The organism is Mesobacillus jeotgali, from assembly GCF_002874535.1.
In the GTDB taxonomy this organism is placed as follows: Bacteria; Bacillota; Bacilli; order Bacillales; family Cytobacillaceae; genus Mesobacillus; species Mesobacillus jeotgali.
The window spans coordinates 94,673-121,294 of sequence record NZ_CP025025.1; the positions used below are offsets into that span (position 1 = coordinate 94,673).

24 protein-coding genes are annotated in these 26,622 nt (G+C 43.4%); 21 read left to right on the forward strand and 3 right to left on the reverse strand.

Going from position 1 to position 26,622, the window contains the following annotated elements:
- Nucleotides 1–37: 37 nt before the first annotated feature.
- From aceA to CD004_RS00480, 12 genes are all read left to right on the forward strand, one after another.
- Nucleotides 38–1,318, forward strand: coding sequence for an isocitrate lyase (gene aceA / locus CD004_RS00420; protein WP_102260949.1), 1,281 nt, complete (start codon nucleotides 38–40; stop codon nucleotides 1,316–1,318).
- A gap of 449 nt (nucleotides 1,319–1,767) precedes the next feature.
- A complete protein-coding gene (locus CD004_RS00425) occupies nucleotides 1,768–2,223 on the forward strand; it encodes a YueI family protein (RefSeq protein WP_319005023.1) in 456 nt (151 codons plus the stop codon).
- 165 nt (nucleotides 2,224–2,388) lie between these two features.
- A complete protein-coding gene (locus CD004_RS00430) occupies nucleotides 2,389–3,654 on the forward strand; it encodes an MFS transporter (RefSeq protein WP_102260951.1) in 1,266 nt (421 codons plus the stop codon).
- Nucleotides 3,608–4,252 (forward strand): TetR/AcrR family transcriptional regulator, encoded by a 645-nt coding sequence (locus tag CD004_RS00435; protein ID WP_102260952.1) that lies wholly within the window; start codon nucleotides 3,608–3,610, stop codon nucleotides 4,250–4,252. Before CD004_RS00430 ends, CD004_RS00435 begins: the two co-directional genes overlap by 47 nt.
- A 541-nt stretch (nucleotides 4,253–4,793) precedes the next feature.
- A complete protein-coding gene (gene gatC, locus CD004_RS00445; RefSeq protein WP_102260954.1) occupies nucleotides 4,794–5,084 on the forward strand; it encodes an Asp-tRNA(Asn)/Glu-tRNA(Gln) amidotransferase subunit GatC in 291 nt (96 codons plus the stop codon).
- 11 nt (nucleotides 5,085–5,095) lie between these two features.
- Nucleotides 5,096–6,553: an Asp-tRNA(Asn)/Glu-tRNA(Gln) amidotransferase subunit GatA gene (gene gatA, locus CD004_RS00450; protein WP_102260955.1), complete on the forward strand. Its 1,458-nt coding sequence runs from the start codon at nucleotides 5,096–5,098 to the stop codon at nucleotides 6,551–6,553.
- 13 nt (nucleotides 6,554–6,566) lie between these two features.
- Nucleotides 6,567–7,994 (forward strand): Asp-tRNA(Asn)/Glu-tRNA(Gln) amidotransferase subunit GatB, encoded by a 1,428-nt coding sequence (gatB, locus tag CD004_RS00455; RefSeq protein ID WP_102260956.1) that lies wholly within the window; start codon nucleotides 6,567–6,569, stop codon nucleotides 7,992–7,994.
- A gap of 410 nt (nucleotides 7,995–8,404) precedes the next feature.
- Nucleotides 8,405–8,875, forward strand: a complete 471-nt coding sequence (locus CD004_RS00460) for a hypothetical protein (protein WP_158651440.1) — start codon at nucleotides 8,405–8,407, stop codon at nucleotides 8,873–8,875.
- 939 nt (nucleotides 8,876–9,814) lie between these two features.
- Nucleotides 9,815–10,099: a hypothetical protein gene (locus CD004_RS24625; RefSeq protein ID WP_102264939.1), complete on the forward strand. Its 285-nt coding sequence runs from the start codon at nucleotides 9,815–9,817 to the stop codon at nucleotides 10,097–10,099.
- A gap of 27 nt (nucleotides 10,100–10,126) precedes the next feature.
- Nucleotides 10,127–11,170: a leucine-rich repeat domain-containing protein gene (locus CD004_RS00470; protein ID WP_102260958.1), complete on the forward strand. Its 1,044-nt coding sequence runs from the start codon at nucleotides 10,127–10,129 to the stop codon at nucleotides 11,168–11,170.
- Nucleotides 11,171–11,191: 21 nt separating this feature from the next.
- Complete coding sequence (locus CD004_RS00475; RefSeq protein WP_102260959.1) at nucleotides 11,192–11,851, forward strand: hypothetical protein; 660 nt, start codon at nucleotides 11,192–11,194, stop codon at nucleotides 11,849–11,851.
- Between the two features lie 18 nt (nucleotides 11,852–11,869).
- Nucleotides 11,870–12,412: an SMI1/KNR4 family protein gene (locus tag CD004_RS00480; protein WP_102260960.1), complete on the forward strand. Its 543-nt coding sequence runs from the start codon at nucleotides 11,870–11,872 to the stop codon at nucleotides 12,410–12,412.
- A 36-nt stretch (nucleotides 12,413–12,448) separates the two neighbouring features.
- On the opposite strand, the gene CD004_RS00485 is transcribed toward CD004_RS00480, so the two are convergent.
- The 3 genes from CD004_RS00485 to plsY all read right to left on the reverse strand — a co-directional run bounded on the left by CD004_RS00485 (nucleotide 12,449) and on the right by plsY (nucleotide 15,604).
- Nucleotides 12,449–13,192: a hypothetical protein gene (locus tag CD004_RS00485; RefSeq protein WP_102260961.1), complete on the reverse strand. Its 744-nt coding sequence runs from the start codon at nucleotides 13,190–13,192 to the stop codon at nucleotides 12,449–12,451.
- Nucleotides 13,193–13,312: 120 nt separating this feature from the next.
- Nucleotides 13,313–14,788: a sodium/proline symporter PutP gene (gene putP, locus CD004_RS00490; RefSeq protein ID WP_102260962.1), complete on the reverse strand. Its 1,476-nt coding sequence runs from the start codon at nucleotides 14,786–14,788 to the stop codon at nucleotides 13,313–13,315.
- A 195-nt stretch (nucleotides 14,789–14,983) separates the two neighbouring features.
- Nucleotides 14,984–15,604, reverse strand: a complete 621-nt coding sequence (gene plsY / locus CD004_RS00495) for a glycerol-3-phosphate 1-O-acyltransferase PlsY (RefSeq protein WP_102260963.1) — start codon at nucleotides 15,602–15,604, stop codon at nucleotides 14,984–14,986.
- Between the two features lie 596 nt (nucleotides 15,605–16,200).
- On the opposite strand from plsY, the gene CD004_RS00500 reads away from it, so the two are divergent.
- The 9 genes from CD004_RS00500 to CD004_RS00540 all read left to right on the forward strand — a co-directional run bounded on the left by CD004_RS00500 (nucleotide 16,201) and on the right by CD004_RS00540 (nucleotide 26,517).
- On the forward strand, nucleotides 16,201–17,142 hold the full coding sequence (locus tag CD004_RS00500) for a diacylglycerol kinase (protein WP_102260964.1): 942 nt from the start codon (nucleotides 16,201–16,203) through the stop codon (nucleotides 17,140–17,142).
- Between the two features lie 269 nt (nucleotides 17,143–17,411).
- Nucleotides 17,412–17,963 (forward strand): cysteine hydrolase family protein, encoded by a 552-nt coding sequence (locus CD004_RS00505; RefSeq protein ID WP_102260965.1) that lies wholly within the window; start codon nucleotides 17,412–17,414, stop codon nucleotides 17,961–17,963.
- A 94-nt stretch (nucleotides 17,964–18,057) separates the two neighbouring features.
- Complete coding sequence (locus tag CD004_RS00510) at nucleotides 18,058–19,536, forward strand: nicotinate phosphoribosyltransferase (protein WP_102260966.1); 1,479 nt, start codon at nucleotides 18,058–18,060, stop codon at nucleotides 19,534–19,536.
- Between the two features lie 158 nt (nucleotides 19,537–19,694).
- Entirely contained in the window at nucleotides 19,695–20,768 is a 1,074-nt protein-coding gene (locus CD004_RS00515; RefSeq protein WP_102260967.1) for an ATP-binding protein, read from the forward strand.
- Between the two features lie 127 nt (nucleotides 20,769–20,895).
- Nucleotides 20,896–23,028 carry a DNA helicase RecQ gene (recQ, locus tag CD004_RS00520; protein WP_102260968.1) on the forward strand — a complete coding sequence of 711 codons (2,133 nt, stop codon included), beginning with the start codon at nucleotides 20,896–20,898 and terminating at the stop codon, nucleotides 23,026–23,028.
- A 529-nt stretch (nucleotides 23,029–23,557) separates the two neighbouring features.
- A complete protein-coding gene (locus tag CD004_RS00525; RefSeq protein ID WP_102260969.1) occupies nucleotides 23,558–23,980 on the forward strand; it encodes a DUF3139 domain-containing protein in 423 nt (140 codons plus the stop codon).
- A 105-nt stretch (nucleotides 23,981–24,085) separates the two neighbouring features.
- A complete protein-coding gene (locus CD004_RS00530; protein WP_102260970.1) occupies nucleotides 24,086–25,039 on the forward strand; it encodes an ABC transporter permease subunit in 954 nt (317 codons plus the stop codon).
- A complete protein-coding gene (locus CD004_RS00535; protein WP_102260971.1) occupies nucleotides 25,032–25,922 on the forward strand; it encodes an ABC transporter permease subunit in 891 nt (296 codons plus the stop codon). The genes CD004_RS00530 and CD004_RS00535 overlap by 8 nt, the downstream gene beginning before the upstream one ends.
- A gap of 133 nt (nucleotides 25,923–26,055) precedes the next feature.
- A complete protein-coding gene (locus CD004_RS00540) occupies nucleotides 26,056–26,517 on the forward strand; it encodes a BsuPI-related putative proteinase inhibitor (protein WP_102260972.1) in 462 nt (153 codons plus the stop codon).
- The last annotated feature ends 105 nt before the right edge of the window (nucleotides 26,518–26,622 follow it).

Below are 26,622 nucleotides of genomic sequence, written 5' to 3' on the forward strand. Positions count from 1 at the left end.
AGATTCATATAAAAACAAACATTAGGAGGAACAAATAATGACTCAAGATCGTGTAAAGCAATTGCAGGAAAGCTGGGAAATGGATAGCAGATGGGCTGGAGTGGAAAGAACTTATACGGCGGAGGATGTCATCAAGCTTCGCGGTTCGATTGATATTGAACATACACTGGCACGCCGCGGTGCGGAGAAGCTGTGGAAGCTTGTACATGAAGAGGATTTCGTCAACGCTCTGGGTGCTTTAACTGGCAACCAGGCTGTCCAGCAGGTAAAAGCAGGCCTTAAGGCAATCTACTTGAGCGGTTGGCAGGTTGCAGCGGACGCTAACCTTTCCGGAAACATGTACCCTGACCAGAGCTTGTATCCGGCCAACAGCGTTCCCGCTGTTGTTAAGCGCATCAACCAGGCGCTGCAGCGTGCTGACCAGATCACCCATGGAGAAGGAGACGATTCCATCGACTGGTTCGCACCAATCGTGGCGGATGCAGAAGCAGGTTTTGGCGGACAGCTGAATGTATTCGAATTGATGAAAGGCATGATCGAAGCTGGCGCAGCAGGCGTTCACTTTGAGGACCAGCTTTCTTCTGAAAAGAAATGCGGACACCTTGGCGGAAAGGTATTGCTTCCGACACAGACAGCAGTCCGTAACCTGATCGCTGCCCGACTTGCAGCTGACGTTATGGGCACGCCAACACTGATTGTTGCACGTACTGACGCAAACGCGGCAGATTTGATCACAAGCGATGTGGATCCATATGATGCTCCATTCATAACAGGTGACAGGACGCCAGAAGGATTCTTCCGCGTGAAGGCTGGTCTTGACCAGGCAATCGCCCGCGGTCTTGCGTATGCTCCATATGCTGACCTCGTTTGGTGTGAAACATCCGAGCCTGATCTGGACGAAGCTCGCCGCTTTGCAGAAGCGATTCATGCTAAGTATCCAGGCAAACTGCTTGCTTACAACTGCTCACCATCATTCAACTGGAAAAAGAAGCTGGATGACGAGACAATCGCGAAGTTCCAGGTCGAGCTTGGCAAGATGGGTTACAAGTTCCAGTTCGTTACACTTGCAGGTTTCCATGCATTGAACCACAGCATGTTCGAATTGGCCCGCGGCTACAAAGAGCGCGGCATGGCTGCATACTCCGAACTGCAGCAAGCTGAGTTCGATAGCGAACAATATGGCTACACAGCAACAAGACACCAGCGCGAAGTCGGAACTGGATATTTCGATGATGTATCAATGGTCATTTCCGGAGGAACTTCTTCAACGACTGCGTTAAAAGGTTCTACGGAAGAAGCCCAGTTTACTACTTCTTGATCATTGTTACGGGTTTTCTCCTCGCCTGAGCCCTCCAACTCAGGCGGGGATTCACCATAATGTTTCACCTTGCATTCTCCTATTTGTGTCCTTCTCTTCGGTCCGAAGAGGAGGTTTTTTTTGCGTGAAATAGGTTAACCTTAAACTAGCACAGACATTTGGGCGGGAACATACATATTATTAATGAAAGTCATTTTCGTATTGTTCATGACGGACAGAAACTGAAGGAAAAGCGTGATTTGCGTCCGTCATCAAGGTCATGACGGACAGAAACTGAGGGAAAAGCGTGATTTGTGTCCGTCATCAAGGTCATGACGGACAGAAAATAGAGGGAAAGTGGAGTTTGTGTCCGTCATGGAGGCATAAGCAGAGACTTAGCTCAAAAGGACTTTGGAAGGGTAAAATTGAAGTAGTTAGTAATAGGAAAGAATTGCTGCGATATGGTGGAGGTGAATCGGTTGAGCAAAAGCAATGTGGATGATTACTTACAGCAGGGAATTCATGGGGCAAAGCAGACCAAACCTGATGAAAGAAGGAGATTCCTTACAACAATAAGGGAGCGGGTCGTCATCGCACTTACCCAGGGGGAGGTAATGAGAAAGGGCGTTGAACCTGAGGTCGAGCAGCTTATGGATGAAAACAGAAAAGCCCATCTCTTTTTAAATGGCAATATATCATATCCTTATTTATCTGAATACATCAAAGCGGCTGAAAAACGGGGCATCGAGTTTACGATCGTCACCAATAAGGATTATGATTCTGAACTTGGGCTTGTTTTAGCTCATCACCATGCGATTGATAAAGAGGAGATTTATCTTGGAAAAAAGAAACCTGTGATCCAGACGGCTCAAGCCAACAAGAAAAAGGGTTTCCTTTCTGGGTTTGGGAAGTTATTTGGGAAATAGAGACGAGGGAGCAGCCTTTTAGGTTGCCTCTTTTTTTTGCCTCCATTTCAATTACTTTTAAAAAAACCCAAATTTTATAAAGGTGGTTGAAAAACGACATTAGTGTCGTTATAATAAGATTAAGAAAAACGACATTGTTGTCGTTTTAAAAATGGAGGGATGAGGATGAATGGTCTTTTAAAGAATAAAGGGTTTATTACCTTAATGCTAGCGCAGTTAATATCAAGTGTTGGTGACTGGTTGAGCGTCATTGCGATCATAACGATGGTTGGATTGAAGTGGGAGGCATCTCCAATGGAGGTGTCCATGATTATCCTTTGTTTGGCGGTGCCAATGGCTCTGCTTGGACCTTTTACCGGAACGATTGCTGACAGGTTTAATAGAAAAGCATTAATGATTGTTTCAGACTTAGTGAGAGCAGGACTTATTCTGATTCTTGCTTTTGCCAATTCTTTATGGACTGTTTACATTTGCTTATTCATGATCGGAATGCTTTCAGCTATATTTGTCCCGGCAAAGAACGGTAAGCTTAAGGAGCTTATAAATCAGGAAAATATGAAAAGCGCAATGTCCATTACCTCGATGATTGATTCAGGAACGAAGGTGCTCGGTCCATTGTTGAGCGGAATGTTAGTCTCAGCTTTTGGCACCCGGCTGGTGTTCTTTATCGACTCTGGTACTTTTGTCCTCTCAGCCCTTCTGCTTCTTGCATTGCCAAAGGCAGTGGTGCCAATAAAGGATGGTTCGGAGGAACCGAAGGAAGCTTCGTTTAAAGAGGATTTCTTGGAAGGAATCAGGTTTATTAAAGGAAATCGGTTTTTAATCGTGGGGGTTTTGGTGTTAGGGGTAAGCTTGTTGATTTTACAGCTTTCAGACTCCCAAATCATCGTATTGCTCAGGGAACTGCCGAATGTTTCACCGGATCTCTTTGGTTATATTGTTACAGCTTCAGGACTCGGAATGTTCTTTACCGGAATGCTGTTGGCTAAGAAAACAGATTACAATGCCCTGATTTTGATGTTCATTGGAGTTTGTGGGATTGGGCTCAGTTTTAGTATGATGGCTGTATTGACAGTATTTGATTTAGAGTTGCCAATGCTATGGGGACCTATTCTTGGATTGTTTGGCGGTTTTTCTGTCGGGTTGGTGTTCATCCCATTTCAGGCAGCAGTCCAAACCGACACTCCTGTTCACATGACAGGCAGAGTATTCGGTGTTTTGAACAGCGTAACGACTACTGCGACGATCATCGGGCCATTGGCCGGAGGATTGCTTGCCACAGTACTGGGAGTCATCCCGACATTCATCATCACTGGATTATTGTTGGTTGCGGTCTCGATAGTTGGTTTGATTTTTAAAAGTAAAATAGAACGGGGGAGAGTAAATGTCTCCGAAAGTCAGTCAGGAACACATGGAGCAGCGTCGAGCTGAAATTTTGAAGGCGGCAGAGGAAGTCTTCATTGAATATGGATATGAGCGGGCCACGATGAAGCACATAATGGACGCTGCGAATGTCAGCAGAGGCGGATTGTATCAATATTTTGCAAGTAAAGAAGCTGTGTTCGAAGCGATTATGGGAGAATTATTAGCAGGCGAATTGGATGATGCGTTGGATATGGTTAAAGAAAATGCAACTTCTTATTGGGATATGCTCATGAAAACCATCTTTGGCGAGGATGGGAGGCCAGATGATGAAATGGATCCTTTGGCGCCGGCAAAACTGGAGTATTTTATAATAGGAAGAAATGATGAACACAGGAGAGCATATGGAAAAACCCGATACAATAATGGCTTGAAATTATATGCACAAATTATTGAACATGGACAAAGAAGCGGTGAATTCAGCACAAGGTTTGATCATGAAATCATTGCCCGTTCGATCATTGCCTTTATAGACGGATTGGCAGTAGAGGATGCCATGTTATCGAAGGAAGATTTGAAGATCAAAGAGCAATCCACTCTATTTGTGGAATATTTAAAAATGGCACTGGGAATCAGTGAGCATTCGTCGGCAGGTAATATTAAATAAGTTTTCACTTAGGATTTGCCAGCAAAGTGAAAGGGGTGGAGCTGAATTCCATCCCTTATTGCAGTTGTTTGTCCAATAATCGAAAAAACCTTTCACGGGCATTTAAATCGCGAATCATTTTGTTAACACGGAGGGAGCTTTGCAGATACGCTCTGACATGGCGGTTCACAAAAAATAAACGCCGGTACTTTTCATCATTGTAAATCCATCTAAACCATTCATGTTGATTCAAACGGTCTATATTCCGGTCGATTTTTTTTGTATTCAAGGAATGACTGTACCCTAAACTGGAAAATAAGTCACCGATGAAATCGAAAATGATATGAAGAATACGAATCCCCCCTTATTGCTTTACAGTTTCGTAAAACTTATACCGTTACTTACATATTAACAATATTCCGCAAACATGTATTCTTTTCTGCGATCAATAACCTCTCATGTTAAAATAGTACAAACAGGAAGCCATGTATTGCTTTAACGTGGAAAACTTTGCTATGATCATTATTATTATTGTCTGACGATTTACGATGGAGGTGCTTTTATGTCAAGGATTTCTGAGGAGCAGGTGAAGCATGTCGCACACCTGGCAAGATTGGCGATTACAGAAAAGGAAGCGCAAATGCTGACGGACCAGCTGGATAAAATCATTACATATGCTGAGCAGTTGAATGAGCTGAATACGGATAATGTTGAACCAACTGCACATGTGCTTGAAATAAAGAATGTCATGCGTGAGGACCGTGCAAAAGAGGGCCTTCCGCGTGAAGAGGTTTTGAAGAATGCGCCTGAGCACCAGGATGGACAGATCAAAGTGCCAGGAATTATGGAGTAGGAGGACCGGCGATGAGTTTATTTGAACACAAGATTTCGGAGCTTCATGAGCTTATACATAAAAGAGATCTAAGAGTTTCCGACCTGGTCGATGAATCTTTCAAGCGGATTGGCGAGGTCGAAAGCAAGGTCCAGGCGTTTTTAACATTGGATGAAGAAAACGCAAGGGCAGCGGCGAAGGCATTGGACGACAAGGTGATCCAGAACAAGCCAACGAGCAAGTTATACGGACTGCCGATTGGTATCAAGGACAATATCGTTACAAAGGGCCTGCGTACGACAGCAGCGAGCAAGATTCTCGAAAACTTTGATCCTATATACGATGCGACGGTAACACAGAAGCTGAAGCAGGCGGAAACGGTGACGATCGGTAAGCTGAATATGGACGAGTTCGCGATGGGATCCTCAAACGAAAACTCTGGTTTTAAAAAGACTCTTAATCCGTGGAATCTTGACCGGGTACCTGGTGGTTCATCTGGGGGTTCGGCTGCATCAGTTGCTGCTGGTGAAGTGCTGTTCTCACTAGGCTCAGATACAGGCGGTTCGATCCGCCAGCCGGCATCTTTCTGCGGAGTGGTCGGCATGAAGCCAACTTATGGGCTAGTTTCACGCTTTGGATTGATCGCATTTGCGTCTTCTTTGGACCAAATTGGACCAATCACACGAAATGTAGAAGACAATGCTTTTCTGTTAAAAGCGATCGCGGGACACGATGAAATGGATTCGACTTCCGCCAAAGTGGACATCCCTGACTATATCGCTTCTTTGACTGGTGATGTAAAAGGATTGAAAATTGCTGTGCCTAAGGAGTATCTTGGCGAAGGTGTGAACGAAGAAGTGCGCAAATCGGTAATGGACGCACTCGTAATCCTCGAACGCCTGGGAGCAACATGGGAAGAAGTTTCCCTGCCGCATTCCAAGTACGCTCTGGCGACCTATTACTTGCTGTCATCTTCTGAAGCATCTGCGAACCTGGCGCGCTTTGATGGCGTCCGCTACGGCTACCGTTCACCGAATGCTGAGAATCTGCTCGAAATGTACAAAATGACGCGCGAGGAAGGCTTCGGTGAGGAAGTAAAGCGCCGTATCATGCTTGGTACGTTCGCGCTGAGCTCTGGTTATTATGATGCTTATTATAAAAAAGCACAGAAGATCCGCACGCTGATCAAGCAGGACTTTGAGAAAGTGTTCGAGCAATACGATGTCATTATTGGTCCTACTGCACCTACGCCGGCATTCAAACTTGGCGAGAACACAAGAGACCCGATGACAATGTATGCAAATGATATTCTGACGATCCCGGTCAACCTTGCAGGTGTGCCGGCGATCTCGGTCCCGTGCGGCTTTGACAAGGGTCTGCCGCTTGGCCTGCAAATCATCGGACGTCATTTCGATGAAAGTACTGTATATAAAGTTGCCCATGCATTCGAGCAGGCAACAGATTTTCATAAACAAAAACCTGAGCTGTAAAGGGGTGAAAACGATGAAGTTTGAAACGGTAATTGGCCTTGAGGTCCATGTTGAATTAAAAACAGAATCGAAAATCTTTTCGGCGAGTCCGAACCATTTTGGTGCCGAGCCGAATACGAATACAAGCGTGATTGACCTTGGTTACCCTGGAGTATTGCCAGTGGTGAATAAAAAAGCGGTTGAGTACGCTATGAAAGCCGCTATGGCTTTGAACTGCGAAGTCGCGGAGTATACGAAATTCGACCGCAAGAACTATTTTTACCCGGACAACCCGAAGGCTTACCAGATTTCACAGTTCGACAAGCCAATCGGCGAGAATGGCTGGATCGAAATCGAGGTTAATGGTTATAAAAAGAAAATCGGCATTACACGCATCCATATGGAAGAGGATGCTGGCAAGCTGACGCACGGTAATGGCTATTCCCTCGTTGATTACAACCGCCAGGGAACGCCGCTTGTTGAGATCGTATCGGAGCCCGATATACGCACTCCGGATGAGGCATATGCGTATCTTGAGAAGTTAAAGTCAATCATCCAATATACGGGCGTATCGGATTGTAAAATGGAAGAGGGTTCACTCCGTTGTGATGCAAACATCTCGATCAGGCCGGTCGGGCAAAAGGAATTCGGCACGAAAACGGAGCTTAAGAACCTGAACTCGTTTAACTTTGTCCGCAGAGGGCTTGAACATGAAGAAAAGCGTCAGGAAGAGGAAATCCTTGCTGGGCGTGAAATCCAGCAGGAGACACGGCGATTTGATGAAGCGACGAACACCACGATCCTGATGCGCGTAAAAGAAGGCTCAGATGACTATCGTTATTTCCCTGAGCCCGATCTTCCGGATCTTTATATTGATGAAGAGTGGAAGGCAAGGGTTCGTGCGGAAATCCCTGAACTGCCAGACGAGCGGAAAAAGCGATATGTCGAGGAGATGGGACTGCCGGCTTATGATGCAGAAGTTTTAACGGTATCAAAAGAAATGGCTGACTTCTTTGAATCTGCCGTTAAAGCAGGAGCCGATCCAAAGCAGGCCTCCAACTGGCTGATGGGTGAATTCTCAGCCTACTTGAAAGCAGAATCAAAAGAGTTGCATGAAACAGCACTGACTCCTGAAGGGCTTGCCGGCTTGATCAAGTTGATCGAGAACGGCACGATTTCCTCCAAAATCGCGAAGCAGGTATTCAAGGAATTGATCGAAAACGGCGGCGACCCAGAGAAAATCGTCAAAGAGAAGGGGCTTGTCCAAATCTCCGACGAAGGCGAGCTGCTCAAGATCATCACTGAAATCATCGATGCGAACCCACAATCTGTAGAAGATTTCAAAGGTGGCAAGGACAAAGCCAAAGGCTTCCTTGTCGGCCAAATCATGAAAGCAACAAAAGGTCAGGCAAACCCGCCATTAGTCAACAAATTGCTTGTTGAAGAATTGAATAAGAGATAATAGCGAAAGCTGGCGATTTATTCGCCAGCTTTTTTGTCGATATTTCCCGGGAAAGGGGGAAAGTCGGGTTAAAAATAGTTCTTTAAATACATATTCTTACAAACGTGCTGGTGCTATTATTAGCTTAAGAACACAAAAGGGGGCTGGCCTCTATTTTACTTAGAGATATTGATTTGGATTTACCTTATATAAAAAAAGACGAAGATATCAAAAGGGTAATGGCCAGGCATTCTCTTACTGAGACCGAAGCGTTACGCTTTGATTATGAAGAAGGTTGGAAGAGAAAAAGAATGCTGTTTCGAGACCAGGTTAGGTGCATAGCCGGTTTGTACACTTTTTTACTAGGTCGCTTTCCAAATGACAGGTCAAAGAAAATTATGATCAATTGTGTGGAATTTCCAGGAGATGGAGTGCAGACCACCACAGATGGTTTCACTGAGGTTTCGGTAAAGTTGGACGTAGATTCATATTTTTCTCTATCCGATTTTGATAAAAAAACACTTATTCTAAATAAAATCGATGAGGGAATCGTTAAAGTTGCGAATGAGTATTCATGGGAACATGACGTCTTCAATCGGATCACAGCTGAAATAAAAGAGCGAAACTATGTAAATGAGTATACTTGGGCACAAAGATCCTCACCTGACAGAAAGTATATGGCAGAGATGTTTTGTACGCATGACATAGACTATTTTAGTGCAACGCTGAACATCAGGGACAAGAAATCAGGTGAATTGATAAAAAGCAAAAAAGTCCTCCAGGAGAGGCCGCATGAACTGATTTTCAATCAATATTTAGGTGATTTAAAATGGGTTACTGATAGAACAATAACAATGACTTACCAGGGCAGGAAAACAAAGTGGCTGATTGAAAAAATATAAAGGTTGTGCAAAATGGTCAAATTTTTAAAGGAAGGCAATGTAAGAATACGGATTGATGACGACGGCGAAGTATCAGTGAAAATTAATGTGGACAATATCACGGAATCAATAGCCTATATTCAAGAACATCAGATAAATAATGTCGATATTTCTTATGAGCTGGCTCAAGTAGATTTTTTAAGTGAATGCCCTGACATTGAGTTGGTTTCCCTTGGGGGTGAAGACTTAAAAGATGTTTCAGGACTTTACCATTTAAAAAAACTAAAGTCACTGTCAATTAATGAAACGAGACCATCTCTGGAGATTGATTTTGAAAGGATTCCTTCGCTTGAAGTGCTTTATGGGCAGCTTCCACCCAAAGCAAAGGAAATAGGGACTCTTGAGAACTTAAAAGAAATGGTGCTCTGGAGCTACAAGCCTAAAACTAAGAATCTTGAACAATTTTCAGGACTTAAGAACCTGGAATTCCTGGAGCTGATCCAGTCTAATATCATCTCATTAAAAGGGGTAGAAGGATTGGGGGTTTTGGGAAAGCTCGGTCTTTACTATTTAAGATCCTTTAATGATTTGAAGGATATTAAAGATCTATCAAAAAGCTTGAGAGTTCTAGAAATAGAGAACTGTAAAAAAATCGGTGATTTCACCCCAATTGCAGAGTTAAAGAATTTAGAGAAGTTAAGTATGATGGACTGTGGGGAAATACCTTCGATTCAGTTTGTCAGTCAATTGCCTGGATTAAAAATGCTTGCTTTTGGAGGCACTACTGTCCTTGATGGGGATTTAAATCCTTGTGAAGGTATTGAGCATGTTTATTTTACACAGAAAAAACATTACACCCATCGGCTAGAGGAATACACAGCTGTAAAGAAAAAGGACACTGAAATTTTGGCAGCCTCACAGATAAATGAGAAATTGCCAACCGTTTTATGGAGAGAACGAATGGTGGCAGGCGATGATATGTTCACCGAGGAAGCTCTGGCAGCTTCGGAAAAAGCACTTCAGAGGTATGTCTCTTCTCTTAAATCTTTGAAGATCCCGACGGAAAAGGCCATCCTGAAGAAAGTAAAAGAAGTCGTAAACGAGTTTAATAGACTCAATGAAGAATACAATTATTTTATAGAAACACTGGAGCGCGAAGAATTATGGGAGTTTATTGATGAGAAAGCACGAGAAGCTGGTCTTGATGCGGATGAGGACATCACTGAAGAGTGGAGAGAGTGGTAAAGGTCATAATGCGAAAAGGAGGCGTAAATGTATAGTTTAACATCTGATGGCCGTGTCCAAATTAATGGGAGTTTAACTACAGATGAAATCACGGAGTTAATAAAAAATAAAAAATTACAAGTTATCCAGTTTTCTAGTGATATTGAACCTGAAACTTTCACGAAATTGAACGAGACCCTGTTCTCAAACCGGAGCGACGTAATTCTCCGTGTCTATGGGTATTACCAGACTGTTTGTGATTTAAGCTTTCTTCATCTTCTTCCGAATTTAAGGCGCCTATATGTTGAGTGTCATGACAGGGTAGAAAATGTAGAAACGCTCGCATCTTTAAAGAATTTGGCAGAACTTAACCTCAGTATATTCAGTCTGGAATCCTTTGAAGTCTTATCTTTGGTCCCAGATGGATTGCAGAAGTTGATACTTGGCCAAACAAAGTCAAAAAAACAAAGTCTATCTGCGATAGAAAGGTTCCAGAACCTTGAAGAACTCTTGATTGTAGGGCACACAAAAGATATTGAGATTGTCGGGAAGTTAATGAATATTGAAAAAATCACCTTAACGTCCATAACAACCAGTGACCTGGAATTCTTGAAGCCGTTAAAAAAACTGTCGCATCTTTCAATTAATTTTGGCGGGATTAAAACTTTTAATGCTATTGCAGGTATGGACGGATTAAAATATCTGGAGCTATTCCAAATCAGGGGGTTAAGTGATATATCATTTATATCATCATTAACTGGACTTCAATACGTAACGATTGAAAATCTGCCAAATGTTAAAATATTTCCGTCCCTGGTTGATTTACATAAACTGCGGAAGCTTGCTTTAAATAACTTGAAGGGGTTGAAAGAGCTTAATAGTCTAGAGTACGCTCCAGCCCTTGAGGTTTTTACACACTGGTCAGCAATGAATATGAGTGTGGAAGATTATTTGCCTGCATTAAGAAATCCTTCTCTGAAAAGGATATCAGTTGGGTTTGGCAGTGATAAGAGAAATAAGCAGTTTGAAGAACTGGCAAAGAAGTATGGCAAGACAGATAAAGGAGTTTTGGATACCTTTGTTTTTGAATAAATATTTTAAAGGTGAGAGTCCATGGAACTGAAAGAAATTATGCTGTCTGATATGATCAACAGGCCAAACAAGGGCGAGATAGGTTTTAACCATCAAACGAGAATCTTTCAATTATTGATGAGCAGATATTTAAAAGGGATTGAGACCAAAGAAGACAGGTATTTAAGTATTTACTGCGTTGATAAAGTAAAAGAAATTGAAATTGATGACTATACAATTGAAAATGGGCGGACTGTGAAGATCCCTTATAATCCGATTGAGTTTTTGAAGCTTGATACCGTTGAAGAGAAATATGAGGAATATGTAAGAATCTTCAACGATTATATTGACCCGGTTTTTCGGGAAATGGACTGGGATTACTCTCCTGTCATTCATGCGCTTGAAAAGGTTAAAGAACATAATTACCAGGCACAGTTTATATTAAAAAACACGCCTAAAAAGAGCCCGGATAAAAGGCATACAGCATTAGTACTTGGGATACACAGTGTGAACTCTTTTCAGCTCATTGCCAGGATATATGATAAAGACGGCCTGATGATAAAAAAGAAAGTACTGGCGGAAGAGGTTCCGAATGAAATGGTCTATGCCAGGTTTTTAGGAAAAGCAGCCTGGAAAGATCATCAAACCTTCGAGGTTCGTTCGATATCCAGCCAGTGGGCAGGTACAATAACAGTTGATTAAACTCCAGGAGTTGTAGCCATGTATGATGAATTTCTGCAAAAGATAGACAAGCTTTATCAAGATGACCGGAAAAAACTTAGGACTGGTACAATCCTATATGGAAATCTGTACGAAGACCGCTGGCAAACTCATATCCAAAAACCATTGACCTTTGAAGAGTTACATTCACTCGAAGACGAGATAGGCAATCTGCCAGAAGACTTTAAAGAATTCCTGTTAACGTCTAATGGCTGCTACTTGTTTGATATATTGAGGGTCGCAGGCAAACAGGACGGTTATAAAGGGATGACCATCGAGGAGCAGATTCATCAGCCAATTTCATTTCGAAATATCCCACCTTATTCACGCGATAGAAAACGCCTGGATGGCTTATTTGTGTTTGCGGATTCGATGGCCACCGGAACATTCTTTGTCTATAACGGAGAAGGCCAAATCCTTCAAATGGATATGAGGAGTTTTAAGCCAATTGATACTTATCCAAATTTGTTGGAATTACTGGAAGAAGTGTTCAAGGAAGGCGAGAGATTGGTTTTGAATAAGGACTATCTTGATTTTGATTAAGAGAGCATAAAGGCCCTGGCAAAAGGGCCTTTTACGTCAATCCAGACCATCATCCATTATGATGTTAAAGAGTGCTTCCTTATCCAATACTGAAATGGCAAGATGCGTATTAGTAAAGATCATATAGACTGGTGTTACGTTTGTCGTCAGTTCAGGATAACGCTCTTTTAGACTATTAATATCATCAGATATGTGGAAGGAATCAAGCTTAGCCTTTACTTCGTCGGGAATGTCATACTTTTCTGACTCTCCACGTGGAACAATGGCCAGTACAGAAAGTTTCTCAGGATTCTTCGATAGGAAATCATAGAAATCAGGCAGGTCTTCTATCGATAAGTTGACGAAATAGGTGCTGAAAGAGTTGAATTCCTCATCCCAGCCTGCTGTGATCTGGAAGAGTATGTTCTGGACGGTCTGGCTTTTTGGTATCAGTATTGTATCGCTTTGCGCTGATAGTTTATCAGCACCAGGAACAGAATTGATCTGGTTAATCATGATTTGTTTTGGTTTTTTGTCTGCGGGGAAGGTTACAGTTAACTCCTGTCTTTCCTTGGTCTTGGATGGAATCGTTCCTGCCATCAGCTTAATTGGTTCTTCAGAAGTTTGCCTGGTTCCATGCCAATTGTATTCTCCTGTTACGACAGAAATTTTCTCACCTTCAATCGTCACAACTGGCAAGGGTGGCTTTTCTTCCTTATATAATTTATACCGATCCATGGCAATGAGCACGCTTAAAAACAGCACTGCAGCTGTACCGTAGATTAATAGTTTCTTCTTCATAACTTTTCCCCTCAGAGTTTTGTAGTTCTAATAAAAATTCCACCTATCATATGTAATTTCCTGTAAGGTTTTAGCGGAATATGAAAATACCACAGAGAAAGGTTCTCTGTGGCATCGTTTTTATGATTTTAAGTTCTCAACACTCATATCAAATTCTTTTTCAATCTCAGGATTTGGTCTGTATGTTACCAAGCTGACAACAACAGAAATGATCAGGTTGATGATGAAGCCTGGGACGATTTCATACATGACATCGCTCAAGCCGAAATTGCTCCAGATGACAACGGTAGCGGCACCGGCGATCATGCCGAGAATCGCGCCCCAGTTGGTCATCTTCTTCCAGTACAGGCTCAGGATGATGATCGGTCCGAACGCTGCTCCGAAGCCTGCCCAAGCGTATGCAACCAGGCCAAGGATGGTGTCGTTTTGTACCCATGCCAGTGATGCAGCGATGATGGCTACTGCGAGCACTGCCAAACGACCGAAAAATACGTACTGCTTATCTGATTTTTCTTTTTTAAATATGATTTTGTACAAGTCCTCAGTCAGTGCGCTGGATGTAACGATCAGCTGGGACGAGATGGTGCTCATGATCGCCGCGAGAACGGCTGCCAGCATAAGGCCGGCAAATAACGGATGGAAGAAGATTTGCCCTAGCACGATGAAGACGGCTTCTGGGTTATCCAGCTTAACATCCGGATTCTGAGTAAAATAAGCAAGACCGATCAACGCTGTCAGTATTGCTCCAATTAAGGAGAAGATCATCCAGCCCATGCCGATTCTTCTTGCACTCTTTGTTTCTTTTATTGATGTGATTGCCATGAAACGGGTGATAATATGTGGCTGACCGAAGTAGCCAAGACCCCATGCTGCGGTTGAAATGATGCCTAGGACAGTCGTACCTTTGAATAAATCAAGCAATGCAGGATCAATCGAACGAATGGTATCGAACGTTTCTGCAGGTCCTCCCGTTTTCGAGAAACCGATAATCGGCACGAGCAGAAGGGCGAGTAGCATCATCATTCCCTGGATGAAATCTGTATAGCTTACCGCGAGAAAGCCGCCAAACAATGTGTAGGCTACGACAACGGCGGAAACCAGCAACAAGCCGGTGTGATAATCAAGATCGAATGAATTCTCGAAGAAAACAGCTCCGGCGACCATTCCGGAGGAAACGTAGAAAGTAAAAAATAGAAGAATAACAATTCCGGATACAATTCTTAAAAGCTTTGTATCATCTTTAAAACGGTTTTCCAGGAAGCTTGGAATCGTGATGGAGTCATTCGCCACATGAGTGTATGAGCGAAGTCGAGGTGCTACATAAAGCCAGTTGAGATATGCGCCGACAGTCAATCCGATGGCAATCCATGCATTCGCTAAACCGCTTACATAAATTCCCCCAGGAAGACCCATCAGCAGCCAGCCGCTCATATCAGCTGCACCGGCGCTAAGCGCTGTGACTGCCGGACCAAGCGATCTGCCGCCAAGCATGTAGTCAGTCAGATTGCTTGTCTTTTTGTAGGAATACCAGCCGATATAAAGCATCGCGGCCATGTATATCCCGATGGCAATGATTTGATACATTTCGTTGGACATAATCTTTCCCCCTTTGTTATCGCGAAAAAATATTGAAAAAATATTGCTAATACAAATAATATTCTATCATTTCATTTAAATGATTAACAATCTATTTTTTCGTTAAAATTACTATCACATGAATAGTAATTTACTTTTCTAATATATTTATAGTGCAAAAGAATAACCATGGCTCGGGAAAGCCATGGTTAATATTCACATCTTAAGATCTTTTGGAGGCAGACGGTCACCCTTCACTTTTTTATCATTGATTTTCGGTTCCTTGCCGTTAAAAAAGTTCTTCAAATTAGAACGATGGAGGAAGATTAAAAATAAAATAAAAGCAGTAAAGATTAATGGCTTATGAACTTCCGGAGAGAAGTAAGAAAAAATGAGCATCGCGATTCCCACCGATATCGAACCCATAAACACATATTTGGTTAGAAAAATGACGACAAAAAAAGTCAGGTATACGGCCAGGAACATTCCGATATCAACAACCAGCAGTACGCCTGCCGTCGTGGCAATCGCCTTCCCCCCGCGGAAGCCCGCAAAAATCGGGAAGCAGTGGCCGATGACCGCAATCAACCCGGCATACAGCGGTTCAACTGGACTATCGAAGATCAGCGGAAGAGAAGCGGCAAGCATCCCTTTTGCGACATCCACAAGCAGAACGACAATGGCCGCTCGCTTTCCCATGACCCGCAATGTATTCGTCGCGCCAGGGTTTTTACTGCCGTGGTCCCTGATATCAACATGGAAAAAATATTTGCCAATCAATAAAGCGGTTGGAATGGAACCGACCAAATAAGCTGCCAAAAGACAAATCCAAGTCATATAACGTCACCCTTTTAATCTAGTTAGAGAATTTTATTCTAAAATAGTCCTCGTCAGAATGTTTATTTTACAGAGTCAATCAATCCTTGATAAGTATATACAATGCTGAAAATATGTGTTCTGCAGGCAGTTGTACTGGCCAAAACCTTCGGGAACTATTATGCCGTTTTTGACGTCTGTTGTATCATATAGCAGTATACTTCTATATGAATGCACTGCTGATTCTCATTTGCTGGAGCATCACCAGTGTAAGGATGAGAAAACTACAAGTCCAATTGAGCAGATCAACAGGTTGTAACCAGGTAATAAGATCTCTATAGGCTGCATCCTTCAATCACAATAACGGGTAGGGGTTTCCAATTTATGTAACCATTCTCTTTGTATTGTAAAAAAGAACGAGTAGGAATGGAAGAGTTTTTCGAAAAATACGATAGTTAACACTTTGATTTAATAGTGGATTTCTTTTTGGCAAATGGACAGGATTTAGTTTATGATATATCCGGTACTATCGATATTGAGGTAATTGCCTGGATAGAAGTAATGAGCTATGATGTAAAAGGATGGAATTAAAAACCATATTAAGTAGGATGATGGGTATGAAAAGAGCAAGAATCATTTATAATCCGACTTCGGGTCGTGAGATTTTTAAAAAGCATCTTGCGGAGGTCTTGGTAAAGCTGGAGAATGCCGGCTATGAGACATCATGCCATGCAACGACAGGTGAGGGGGACGCGACGCAGGCTGCCAGAATTGCGGTGGAGCGGCGCTATGACCTGGTGATTGCAGCTGGCGGAGATGGCACGATCAATGAAGTGGTCAATGGAATCGCTGAACAGGAATACCGACCTAAAATCGGTGTGATTCCGGTCGGCACAACGAATGACTTTGCACGCGCACTCCATATCCCGAGGGATATCGAGGCTGCGGTCGATATCATTGTCAAAGGCGAAACGATTCCGGTCGATGTAGGCCGAATCAACGATAAATATTTCATAAATATTGCTGGCGGCGGCAGGCTGACAGAGCTGACATATGAAGTGCCAAGCAAACTCAAGACAATGCTCGGCCAGCTCGCATATTATCTAAAAGGAATCGAGATGCTGCCATCCATTCGTGCTTCTGAAGTAAGCATTGAATATGATGGAAAGCTATTCGAGGGCGAGGTCATGATGTTCCTCGTCGGGTTGACGAATTCTGTCGGCGGCTTCGAACGCCTGGCTCCAAATTCGTCAATCAATGATGGAATGTTTTCTTTATTGATTTTGAAAAAGATGAACCTGGCCGATTTTATCAGGATCGCCTCACTCGCTGTCCGCGGTGAGCATATCAATGATCCGGGAGTCATATACACGCAAGCAAACCGCATCAAAGTGCATTCAAAGGAAACTGTCCAGCTGAACCTGGATGGTGAATACGGCGGCAACCTGCCAGCTGAATTCGAAAACCTGTTCAGGCACATTGAAGTCTACGTGCCTTTGGATGAAATCCGTCCAGAAGACCGGCCAGAGAACCTGGAATTGAATTTTAAAGCAGAATAATTGGAAACCACTCCAAATTGGGGTGGTTTTTTTGTGCTCTGAGATAGGGTATAGAAGGATATTCCTTAAACTTATGGTTTTATTTCTTAAAAGTAAATTGTATTCCTTAAACCTACAGATATATTCCAGAAATTTAGATTTTATTCCTAAATCAAAAAATATTGCTGAATATTAACCTATTTTCAGACCCCATCGATATGAAAAATTTGCCTGCAAATCATATTTGGAAGAAAATGAAAGATAATAAGATAAAAGGATGTGGATACATAATGGGGAACAAGGCGTTAATCAATATCGACTATACATATGATTTCGTGGCGGATGATGGTCGGCTGACTTGCGGCGAGCCGGGGCAGGCGATTGAAGAGAAGCTCGTCGGCGTGACGAAGGAGTTCATCGGAAATGGTGACTATGTTGTTTTCGCGATTGATGTCCATGATGAAGGTGATGAGTTCCATCCAGAGACGAAGCTGTATCCGCCTCATAATATCCGCGGTACGGAAGGCAGGGATTTATTCGGCAGCCTGCAGGGAGTTTATGAAGAAAATAAGCATCTCGACCATGTGCATTATATCGACAAAACGAGGTATTCGGCATTCGCAGGAACGGACCTTGAGATAAAACTGCGCGAGCGGGGCATCACGGAAGTGCATCTCGTTGGTTGTTGCACCGATATATGCGTCCTTCACACGGCAGTCGATGCTTATAATAAGGGATTTAAGGTTATTGTGTATAAGGATGCGGTTGCTTCTTTTGACCAGGTGGGCCATGAGTGGTCGCTCCGCCATTTTGAGAGCTCGATTGGCGCGGAGGTAAAGTAGCAGCCATTTGCAAGCCACATGGTGTAGAGCGTAGTTTTCATTTTATCCGCTAAATGGTCAAGCAGTTCATGGCAGTATACTTGGAGGTTTTTTGATGAGTACTAAATTCACAGACGATAGCTTAATGCTACACACGGACTTATACCAATTAAATATGATGGAAACGTACTGGCGTGACGGCGTCCATAATCGCCGTGCGGTGTTTGACTTGTTTTTCCGCAAGCTTCCTTTCGGCAATGGCTATGCCGTTTTTGCCGGCCTTGAAAAAATCATCCATTATATCGAAAACTTCGGTTTTACAGAGGGTGATATTCAATACCTAAGGGAAGAAGGAAGTTTTGATGAGGATTTTCTAGCCTTTTTAAAAGACATGCGTTTTACAGGCACTATCCGTGCGATGCAGGAAGGTGAGATTGTTTTTGCCAATGAGCCGCTGGTTAGGGTCGATGCACCGCTTGTTGAAGCGCAGTTGATTGAAACGGCGCTGCTTAATATCGTGAATTACCAGACATTGATTGCCACGAAGGCTTCACGAATCAAGCAGGTCGTGAAAGATGAAATCGCGATGGAGTTCGGTACCCGCCGAGCGCATGAAATGGATGCGGCACTTTGGGGCACGCGTGCTGCATATGTTGGCGGCTTTGATTCCACAAGCAATGTGCGTGCAGGCAAGCTGTTCGGCATCCCAATCGCGGGAACGCATGCCCACTCAATGGTTCAGGCCTACAGGGATGACTACACCGCTTTTAAAAAATATGCTGAAACGCATAGAGACTGTGTTTTCCTCGTAGATACGTATGACACGCTGAGATCCGGAGTGCCAAACGCGATCAAAGTGGCAAAGGAATTCGGCGATAAGATCAATTTTATCGGCATCCGCCTCGACAGCGGCGACCTTGCATACCTTTCAAAGGAAGCTCGTAAAATGCTTGATGAAGCAGGCTTTAAGGATGCGAAAATCGTTGCATCCAGCGACCTGGACGAATATACAATCATGAACCTGAAAGCCCAGGGTGCGAAAATCGATACTTGGGGCGTGGGCACGAAGCTAATTACCGCCTACGAACAGGCTGCTTTAGGAGCGGTTTATAAAATCGTTTCAGTTGAGCAGGGTGACGGCACGATGGAGGATACCATCAAGATTTCCTCCAATCCGGAAAAAGTAACGACACCTGGCATTAAAAATGTATACAGGATCATTAACAAAGCCAATAACCGTTCCGAAGGGGACTATATCACGCTTGAGGGTGAGAATCCGCAGCAGGAAAGGCGCCTGAAGATGTTTCACCCAGTCCATACCTTCATCAGCAAGTTCGTCACCAATTTCGACGCGCGGGATCTGCATCACGACATTTTCAAAGAGGGCAAGCTTGTATACACACAGCCTAGTCTTGATGAAGTCCGAAAGCATTCAAAATACTGCCTCGGAGTGCTATGGGAAGAATATACGCGTATGCTCAATCCTGAAGAGTATCCTGTTGACCTCAGCCAGAAGTGCTGGGACAACAAAATGCGCAACATAGAAGAGGTAAAAGAGAAGGTCATGGAGATGACTGGAGAGAAGATGGAATAGTAAGAGCTGCTTTCCCTATTGGGAAGGCAGTTTTTTTACATATAAATACTAAATTGGACATTTTTCAACAACTATTGTGATTTCTCTTTTTTTCTAAAGGAATTCCCCTATCGATAAAGAATTATTAGGGAACGAATCTTTTCTAAGGGTGTTGTTTTGTGAATCATCAATGTAATGCAGTAGATTATGAACAATTTATTCCAAGGGAAACAGGGTTTATTTTCAAGTTTGAAAAAGTAGGCAACACTTTCATCCATACATTCATTGAAGGCAAGCTGATCGAAAAAGTGGGTCTCTGTCCTGAATTTGTTGTGGGAAAATCTTTGTTTGAATTTCTTCCGCCTGAGCAGGCGCAGCGCAAAGAAATTTTTTACGAAAAGGCGTGGAATGGGGAACATGTTAACTATGAAGGCAGCTTTGGGGGAATCCAGTACCTGGCCATCTTGAATCCTGTATACCATAACGGGGTGACGGTAGAGGTCATCGGAACAACCATTGATATAACGAAGGAAAAAGTTAGGGAGAAGCAGGTCCAGCAAATGGAGAAGCTCTCTGTTGTTGGGGAACTGGCAGCGGGAATTGCGCATGAAATCAGGAATCCGCTCACATCAATGAAAGGTTTTGCTAAAATTGTTAAAGAAAGCGTTACGGATGAGAAACTGATTCCTTATCTTGAAATCATGCTGGATGAAATGGAACGAATCAATCAAATCGTCAACGAGTTCATGTTCATTGCCAAACCGAATGAGAATATTCGTTTCCAATTCACGAATATAAATAAACTGTTGAGTGAATGTATTCAATTCATGGGACCGCAGGCCAACTTAAAAAGCATTAAAGTTGAATTTGATTCAGAAGCACAAATCAGTTTGAGCTGTGACCGGAATCAGATAAAACAAGTGCTTATAAATATCCTTCAGAACGCGATAGAAGCCACGGAGGACAACGGCCATTTTATCGGAGTAAGCTTGGAAGAGGCGAGTGCGGATTCCGTTATAATCACCGTCTCTGATAAGGGCTGCGGAATATCAGAATCGAGATTCAACCGCCTTTTTGAGCCTTTTTATTCAACGAAGGAAAAAGGAACAGGGTTGGGTTTACTCACAAGCAAACGGATCATTGACCTGCACCAAGGAAGCATTGATATTGAAAGCCGGCTTGGGGAAGGCACGACTATAAAGATTGTGCTGCCTAGAAATCGAAATGCAGAGTCAATACTGATCGCAGAATAAATGGTGCCATGCTTCATATAGGAGCATGGCATTTTTTTATTGTCGTTCTACAAGGCTTATCTGTTAAAATGAAAGAGCAACCCTCTAAAACCCTCAACATTTTCTCGCTGAAAGGAGCCACCTCGCTATGCTGCAAAAAGCCCAAGAATTATTGCAAAGTCATTTTGGATATTCTTCGTTCAGACTGGGGCAAGAACAGGCAATTTCATCTGTGCTTGAAGGGGAAAATACCGTCTGTGTCATGCCGACTGGAGGCGGTAAGTCGATTGTCTATCAAATCCCGGCGCTCGTGCTGCCTGGGACAACCATTGTCATTTCTCCGCTGATCTCCCTGATGAAGGACCAGGTCGATACGCTCACCCAGCTTGGCATTCCGGCAACGTACATCAATAGCTCACTGACTGCCAGTGAAGCTGCGGCGCGTATGGATGATGCCAGGAATGGAAAGTACAAGCTCTTATACATCGCTCCTGAGCGGCTAGGATCCTGGGAGTTCATCGATGACCTGCAGGACATGGATATCCCTCTAATCGCTGTCGATGAAGCCCACTGTATTTCCCAATGGGGACATGATTTCCGGCCTAGCTATCTGCAGATTTCCGGACTTGCTCACCGCCTGCCGAGAAAGCCGATTGTGCTCGCCCTGACGGCAACTGCGACCCCGAAGGTAAGGGAAGATATTTGCGCGTCGTTAAAAATAAACCCTGAGAATACGGTGATTACAGGGTTTGAGCGCAGCAACTTAAGTTTTTCAGTTGTCAAAGGCCAGGACCGCCAGGCATATTTAAAAGAGTTTATTAAAAGAAATGAAAAGGAAGCTGGCATCATTTATGCGGCGACCAGGAAAATCGTCGACCAGCTATATGAATGGCTGCAGAAGGAAGGCTTCAATGCCGCCCGCTATCACGCAGGCATGAACGATGAAGACCGGAACCGCGAACAGGAGCGCTTTTTACAGGATGAAGCTACTGTGATGGTTGCAACTTCAGCTTTCGGAATGGGAATCGATAAAAGTAACATTCGTTACGTCCTCCACTTCCAGATGCCGAAGAACATGGAGAGTTACTATCAGGAGGCAGGCCGTGCCGGGCGTGACGGCTTGGACAGTGAATGTATCGTGCTTTATTCGTCGCAGGATGTCCAGGTGCAGCGCTTTTTGATCGACCAGTCAGCTGATCGGGAGCGGATTGGACCTGAGCTGGAAAAATTGCAGCAGATGGTCGGGTACTGCCATACCGAGGAGTGCCTGCAATCCTATATCCTTTACTATTTTGGCGAAACAGAGACTGTACAATGCGGACGCTGCGGCAATTGTACGGACTCTCGTGAGACAGAGGATGTCACGAAGGATGCACAAATGGTGCTGTCATGCATCATCCGGATGGGCCAGAAATACGGCAAGGCGATGACAGCCAATGTATTGACCGGCTCAAGGAATAAAAAAATCCTCGAGTTTCGCCTTGATAAATTGCCGACATACGGACTAATGAAGGATCGGAATGCCAAGCAGGTCAATGACCTGATCGAATTCCTGATTTCCCAGGAGCTGATTGGCGTCGAGCATGGGACCTACCCGACGATTTATGTGCCGGAAAAAGGGAAGGATGTCCTGCTTGGAAAAACGCAGGTTTTCAGGAAGGAAGCAGTGCAGATCAAGCAGGTTTCCAATGATGATCCATTATTTGAAGAGTTGCGTGAATTGCGGAGGGAAGTTGCCGCTACGGAAAAGGTGCCGCCATTTATGATCTTCTCCGATTCCTCATTGAAGGATATGTGCCTGAAGCTTCCGCTGACAGATGCAGAGTTCCTCAATGTGGCTGGAGTGGGAGAACACAAGCTGCAGAATTACGGATCGCCATTCATTCAGCGGATTATCGAGTTCTGTGAAGAGCATCCGGATCGCCAGCCGGTGATGAATGCCGTTGCGGAGCCGGCTAGGAAGCAGCCGAAAAAAGCAGTCGGGGATTCCCATCTCGAAACGTACAAGCTGCATCAGACGGGAAAGACAGTTGCTGAAATCGCCGCAAAGCGCGAACTGGTGGAAAGCACGGTCGAAAATCACCTGATCCAGTGCATCCAGCAAGGAATGGAGGTCGATTATGACTTGGTGATTCCAGCCGAGCATATTGAAGACCTCGAGCGAGCCGTTAAAGAAGCCGGCCGCGACAGGTTAAAACCAATAAAAGAACTGCTGCCTGATGAGGTTAGCTATTTTATGATAAAAGCATTTTTGTATAGAGCTAAGAAAAAAGTACATTAGGACGGAGCCTGCGGGCTTCGTCTTTTTTTGGATGATCATAGAGAATTTGCTTGTTTATTGTTGCACTAGTTTCTGATCAAGGTACAGTCATATAAAAAGCGATATGTGCCCGGTCAGGCAAGGAAGAGCAGAAACGGGGCACATAAAGAAGTGAAAAGTTCCCTGTTAGTTGAGGAAGAGCAGAAACGGAGCACATAAAGAAGTAAAAAGTTCCCGGTCAGGCGGGGAAGAGCAGAAACGGGGCACATAAAGAAGTGAAAAGTTCCCGGTCAGGCGGGGAAGAGCAGAAACGGGGCACATAAAGAAGTGAAAAGTTCCCGGTTAGTTGAGGAAGAGCAGAAACGGGGCACATAAAGAAATGAAAAGTTCCCGGTTAGGCGGGGAAGAGCAGAAACGGGGCACATAGACATAAAGAAAGGATATATGCTCGAAAGCTTTAACTCTACCAATATCAAAATTAAAATAATACTTTTCAGAAAAGTTAAAAATGGTAAAATATAACTAGTGCCAAAAGAAAGCTGGTGATTTGATGCATCCTATTACGGTTATTGAGATATTGTCAGCCTTGGCTTTAGTGTTGATGCTTTTGGGGGTTACTTACTTTTTGCCCAAAAAGAAGCGGAATTTCGCTTTAAAAATGATTGTGATAGTCATAGTCATGGAGCTGGCGTTTTTTGCAATTCGCCCTCTTTGGATTAACTATCATCTTGGTGTTAAAACCGAGCAGCTGACTGAATACCTGGAACAAAAGTATCCGGAAGAAGAATTCAGTATCAGCTATCGTACGAGCCGAAATTATAATCCATATCATATGGAAGTAAGATTCGAGAATGAACAGGGCTGGATTTACGGTTATTCTGTCACCGATCAAGGAATCAAGCAGGTAAGCGTTGGTGTACCAAATGCAGAGTTGCCTGATGAAGGGCTGCACTATGAGGGTTTGGGAGATTAATAGTGAACAAGTAGTGTGTATTTGAGCTGCTTTCAGGCGGCTTTTTATAATATCAGAGTTTAGTTGTTGCGCATCTCAATAAAATACAGTCCACCAGGAGGCTTCATGGTTTATTTTAAAAAGGCAATCGAGCAGTTTGTTTTATGGATCATCTGCGTATTTTTGTTTATTGGAATATTGTTTTTGCCGGCTAAGACGAATTTTGAGACAGGGCAGGGCGGACAGTTCAAATCCGCAAGCTACGATTATGAATTGGACACGCATATTAAAAATATCACCGGTTTCTTGGCTTACATAAAGGAAAACCCTGACCTTGGGGAGTTTGTACCGGGCCAGTCGTATGCGGATAGGATTGCGGGCAAGGCTTGGAAGAGCTTGCTTTTGATTGTTCCGACCTTGATTTTGGCATATATATTAGGTGTCTTGAAAGGAATCTTTGATTTTAGGATGCAGAAAAAGAAGCTGAACTTTCTTGGCAATGGGACGACGTGGCTGTTCATCTCGATGCCGGATCTCTTTTTCATCATCATCATTCAGATCGGCCTGATGTATTTATATGAAAAAGGCCTGTTCTTCCATGTAACGCTATATGGAAGTGAAAAGCTTGAAACCTATGTGGTTGGGATTTTATTTTTGATGATTTATCCTGTTTTCTATCTTGCGAATATTACCAATGTGAGCCTACAGGAGCAGGCAGGAAATGATTATATTCGGACTGCGAAATCAAAAGGAACTCCAAGCATTAAAATATTGTTTCTACATATTTTGAAAAATGCATTTCCTAGAATACTAGCGCATGCGAATACTATCACACTCTATGTATTATCGAATCTTTTTATCGTTGAAAAATTGATGGATTTCCAGGGAGCGGCGGATGGCCTGTTTGACGCGGTATTAAGGGGAACGGGCTTCAGGATTGGCCTGGAGATCATGGTGGACGGTATTTCAGCATTCGGTTATACGGTCTTTTTTGCCTCAATCATTTTGGTTTCAAATCTCTTTACACAGATTTTCAAAAGCCTTGTCACCCCGGTTTCACAGGAGATGAATCATGAATAAATCGTTGATATTTGGCTTGATCATATTGTCTTTTCTAGTTGTCATTGCTTTTATTGCACCTTATCTTCCGTTCGTGGATACTTCTTTAAAAGATACGGTCATGAGGCAAAAGGAAGATGGAGGCTTTGAGCTTCCTCCGTTTGCACCGTCGGAAGGTTTTCCAATCGGCTCGGATCATAATGGCGTCGATTTATTAAGCAGGTTGCTGCTGGGGACGAAAGAGACGCTGTTAACCATTCTTGCAATCGTCATTATCCGTTATATCATTGCGGTTCCGCTGGCGATGGCAAGTTTTTATTCTCGCTTTTTCCATCGTATATTAGTTGTTTGGAATCGGTTGTTTTCATTCATGCCTCCGATTTTCTTTGTCATTTTGATTCTTGGAACTCCTTTCATCCTTTTTTCAGATAATCGATATCTTTGGATCTTGATTGTACTGGCATTGATTGAAGTGGGGAGGGTAGCGGATATTTTTTATCAGGGAATGGTGGAAATATCAAAAAGACCTTATGTGGAAGCGGGGATTGTGTCGGGTTCGTCGCCGCTGACAATGCTGAAAAATTATTACTGGCCGCCGCTCCGACCCTCTTTCATCGTCCAGTTTTTCTCGGATATGGCGAGAACGCTGTTTCTCATCGGTCAGCTAGGAATCATCGAAATCTTCCTAAGTGTCGAATTCGTTTCCCAGCTTAGTGGAGGGTATAAGACATTGAACACTTCCAATGTGTGGCCAACCTACTTTGTGGATATCACTCAACATATCTGGTCGCACCCATGGCTGCCAATCACCGGAACCCTTGCTATCGGTTTGACTATTTTTGCTTTTTCAATGACAAGCAGCGGACTGCAGCAATATTTTGATAAGAAGTATAAAAGGGCATAAATGAAGAGGGAGGTGCAACAGGCACTTCCCCTTTTGTTTGAGAATGGGCGATTTAGTTTATCTATTTATGTAACCTTTTGTGGTGTTCTCCTGACAAATAGATGAAGAGTTTTTTAAACAGGAGGGTCGGGTAATGAAAAAATTGTTGATGGTATTGCTGCTTGGGTTGCTGGTCACAGGATGCGGAACGGGAAATAAGGTTACAAATGATAATCAGGATGATGGGAAAAATGGAGGAGGTGCCGGAATCGTGGCGGGAGAGATGGCTGCAAGTTTGACAGAGGAGAGACCGTTAATTTTTCAATATGAGGTAAAGAATCAGACGGAGGAAGAAGTGACTTTGGAATTTACGAGTTCGCAAAGATACGATTACTCGGTAAAAACGAAGGATGGCAAAGAGGTTTTTCTATTCTCAAGCGTCGCGTCCTTTTTACAGGCATTGGGGGAGGAGACGGTGAAACAGGGGGAGTCATTGACCTATGATATTGACCTTCATGAGCTCAATCTTGAAAAAGGTGATTATATTTTAACCGTCTGGATGACCCCTAAAGACGGGAAGAAGTACGAAGTGTCGAAGGAATTTACTGTACAGTAAAAATAATGACAAGAAAGCGGATGGATTTTTCCTCCGCTTTCTTGGCATTAGAAATTCAAATAAAGCAATGATTATAGAGATTGTGCTGATGCCCGTTCCGACATT

Excerpts from the sequence above, each read along its gene's own strand:
- CD004_RS00530 (WP_102260970.1), top strand. The coding sequence starts at position 24,086 with ATGGTTTATTTTAAAAAGGCAATCGAGCAGTTTGTTTTATGGATCATC.
- CD004_RS24625 (WP_102264939.1), top strand. The coding sequence starts at position 9,815 with ATGGTGGCAGGCGATGATATGTTCACCGAGGAAGCTCTGGCAGCTTCG.
- aceA (WP_102260949.1), top strand. The coding sequence starts at position 38 with ATGACTCAAGATCGTGTAAAGCAATTGCAGGAAAGCTGGGAAATGGAT.
- putP (WP_102260962.1), bottom strand. The coding sequence starts at position 14,788 with ATGTCCAACGAAATGTATCAAATCATTGCCATCGGGATATACATGGCC.
- CD004_RS00540 (WP_102260972.1), top strand. The coding sequence starts at position 26,056 with ATGAAAAAATTGTTGATGGTATTGCTGCTTGGGTTGCTGGTCACAGGA.
- CD004_RS00480 (WP_102260960.1), top strand. The coding sequence starts at position 11,870 with ATGTATGATGAATTTCTGCAAAAGATAGACAAGCTTTATCAAGATGAC.
- gatA (WP_102260955.1), top strand. The coding sequence starts at position 5,096 with ATGAGTTTATTTGAACACAAGATTTCGGAGCTTCATGAGCTTATACAT.
- plsY (WP_102260963.1), bottom strand. The coding sequence starts at position 15,604 with ATGACTTGGATTTGTCTTTTGGCAGCTTATTTGGTCGGTTCCATTCCA.
- CD004_RS00485 (WP_102260961.1), bottom strand. The coding sequence starts at position 13,192 with ATGAAGAAGAAACTATTAATCTACGGTACAGCTGCAGTGCTGTTTTTA.
- gatC (WP_102260954.1), top strand. The coding sequence starts at position 4,794 with ATGTCAAGGATTTCTGAGGAGCAGGTGAAGCATGTCGCACACCTGGCA.
- gatB (WP_102260956.1), top strand. The coding sequence starts at position 6,567 with ATGAAGTTTGAAACGGTAATTGGCCTTGAGGTCCATGTTGAATTAAAA.
- CD004_RS00435 (WP_102260952.1), top strand. The coding sequence starts at position 3,608 with ATGTCTCCGAAAGTCAGTCAGGAACACATGGAGCAGCGTCGAGCTGAA.
- CD004_RS00475 (WP_102260959.1), top strand. The coding sequence starts at position 11,192 with ATGGAACTGAAAGAAATTATGCTGTCTGATATGATCAACAGGCCAAAC.
- CD004_RS00470 (WP_102260958.1), top strand. The coding sequence starts at position 10,127 with ATGTATAGTTTAACATCTGATGGCCGTGTCCAAATTAATGGGAGTTTA.
- CD004_RS00535 (WP_102260971.1), top strand. The coding sequence starts at position 25,032 with ATGAATAAATCGTTGATATTTGGCTTGATCATATTGTCTTTTCTAGTT.
- CD004_RS00510 (WP_102260966.1), top strand. The coding sequence starts at position 18,058 with ATGAGTACTAAATTCACAGACGATAGCTTAATGCTACACACGGACTTA.
- CD004_RS00505 (WP_102260965.1), top strand. The coding sequence starts at position 17,412 with ATGGGGAACAAGGCGTTAATCAATATCGACTATACATATGATTTCGTG.
- CD004_RS00430 (WP_102260951.1), top strand. The coding sequence starts at position 2,389 with ATGAATGGTCTTTTAAAGAATAAAGGGTTTATTACCTTAATGCTAGCG.
- recQ (WP_102260968.1), top strand. The coding sequence starts at position 20,896 with ATGCTGCAAAAAGCCCAAGAATTATTGCAAAGTCATTTTGGATATTCT.
- CD004_RS00500 (WP_102260964.1), top strand. The coding sequence starts at position 16,201 with ATGAAAAGAGCAAGAATCATTTATAATCCGACTTCGGGTCGTGAGATT.
- CD004_RS00525 (WP_102260969.1), top strand. The coding sequence starts at position 23,558 with ATGCATCCTATTACGGTTATTGAGATATTGTCAGCCTTGGCTTTAGTG.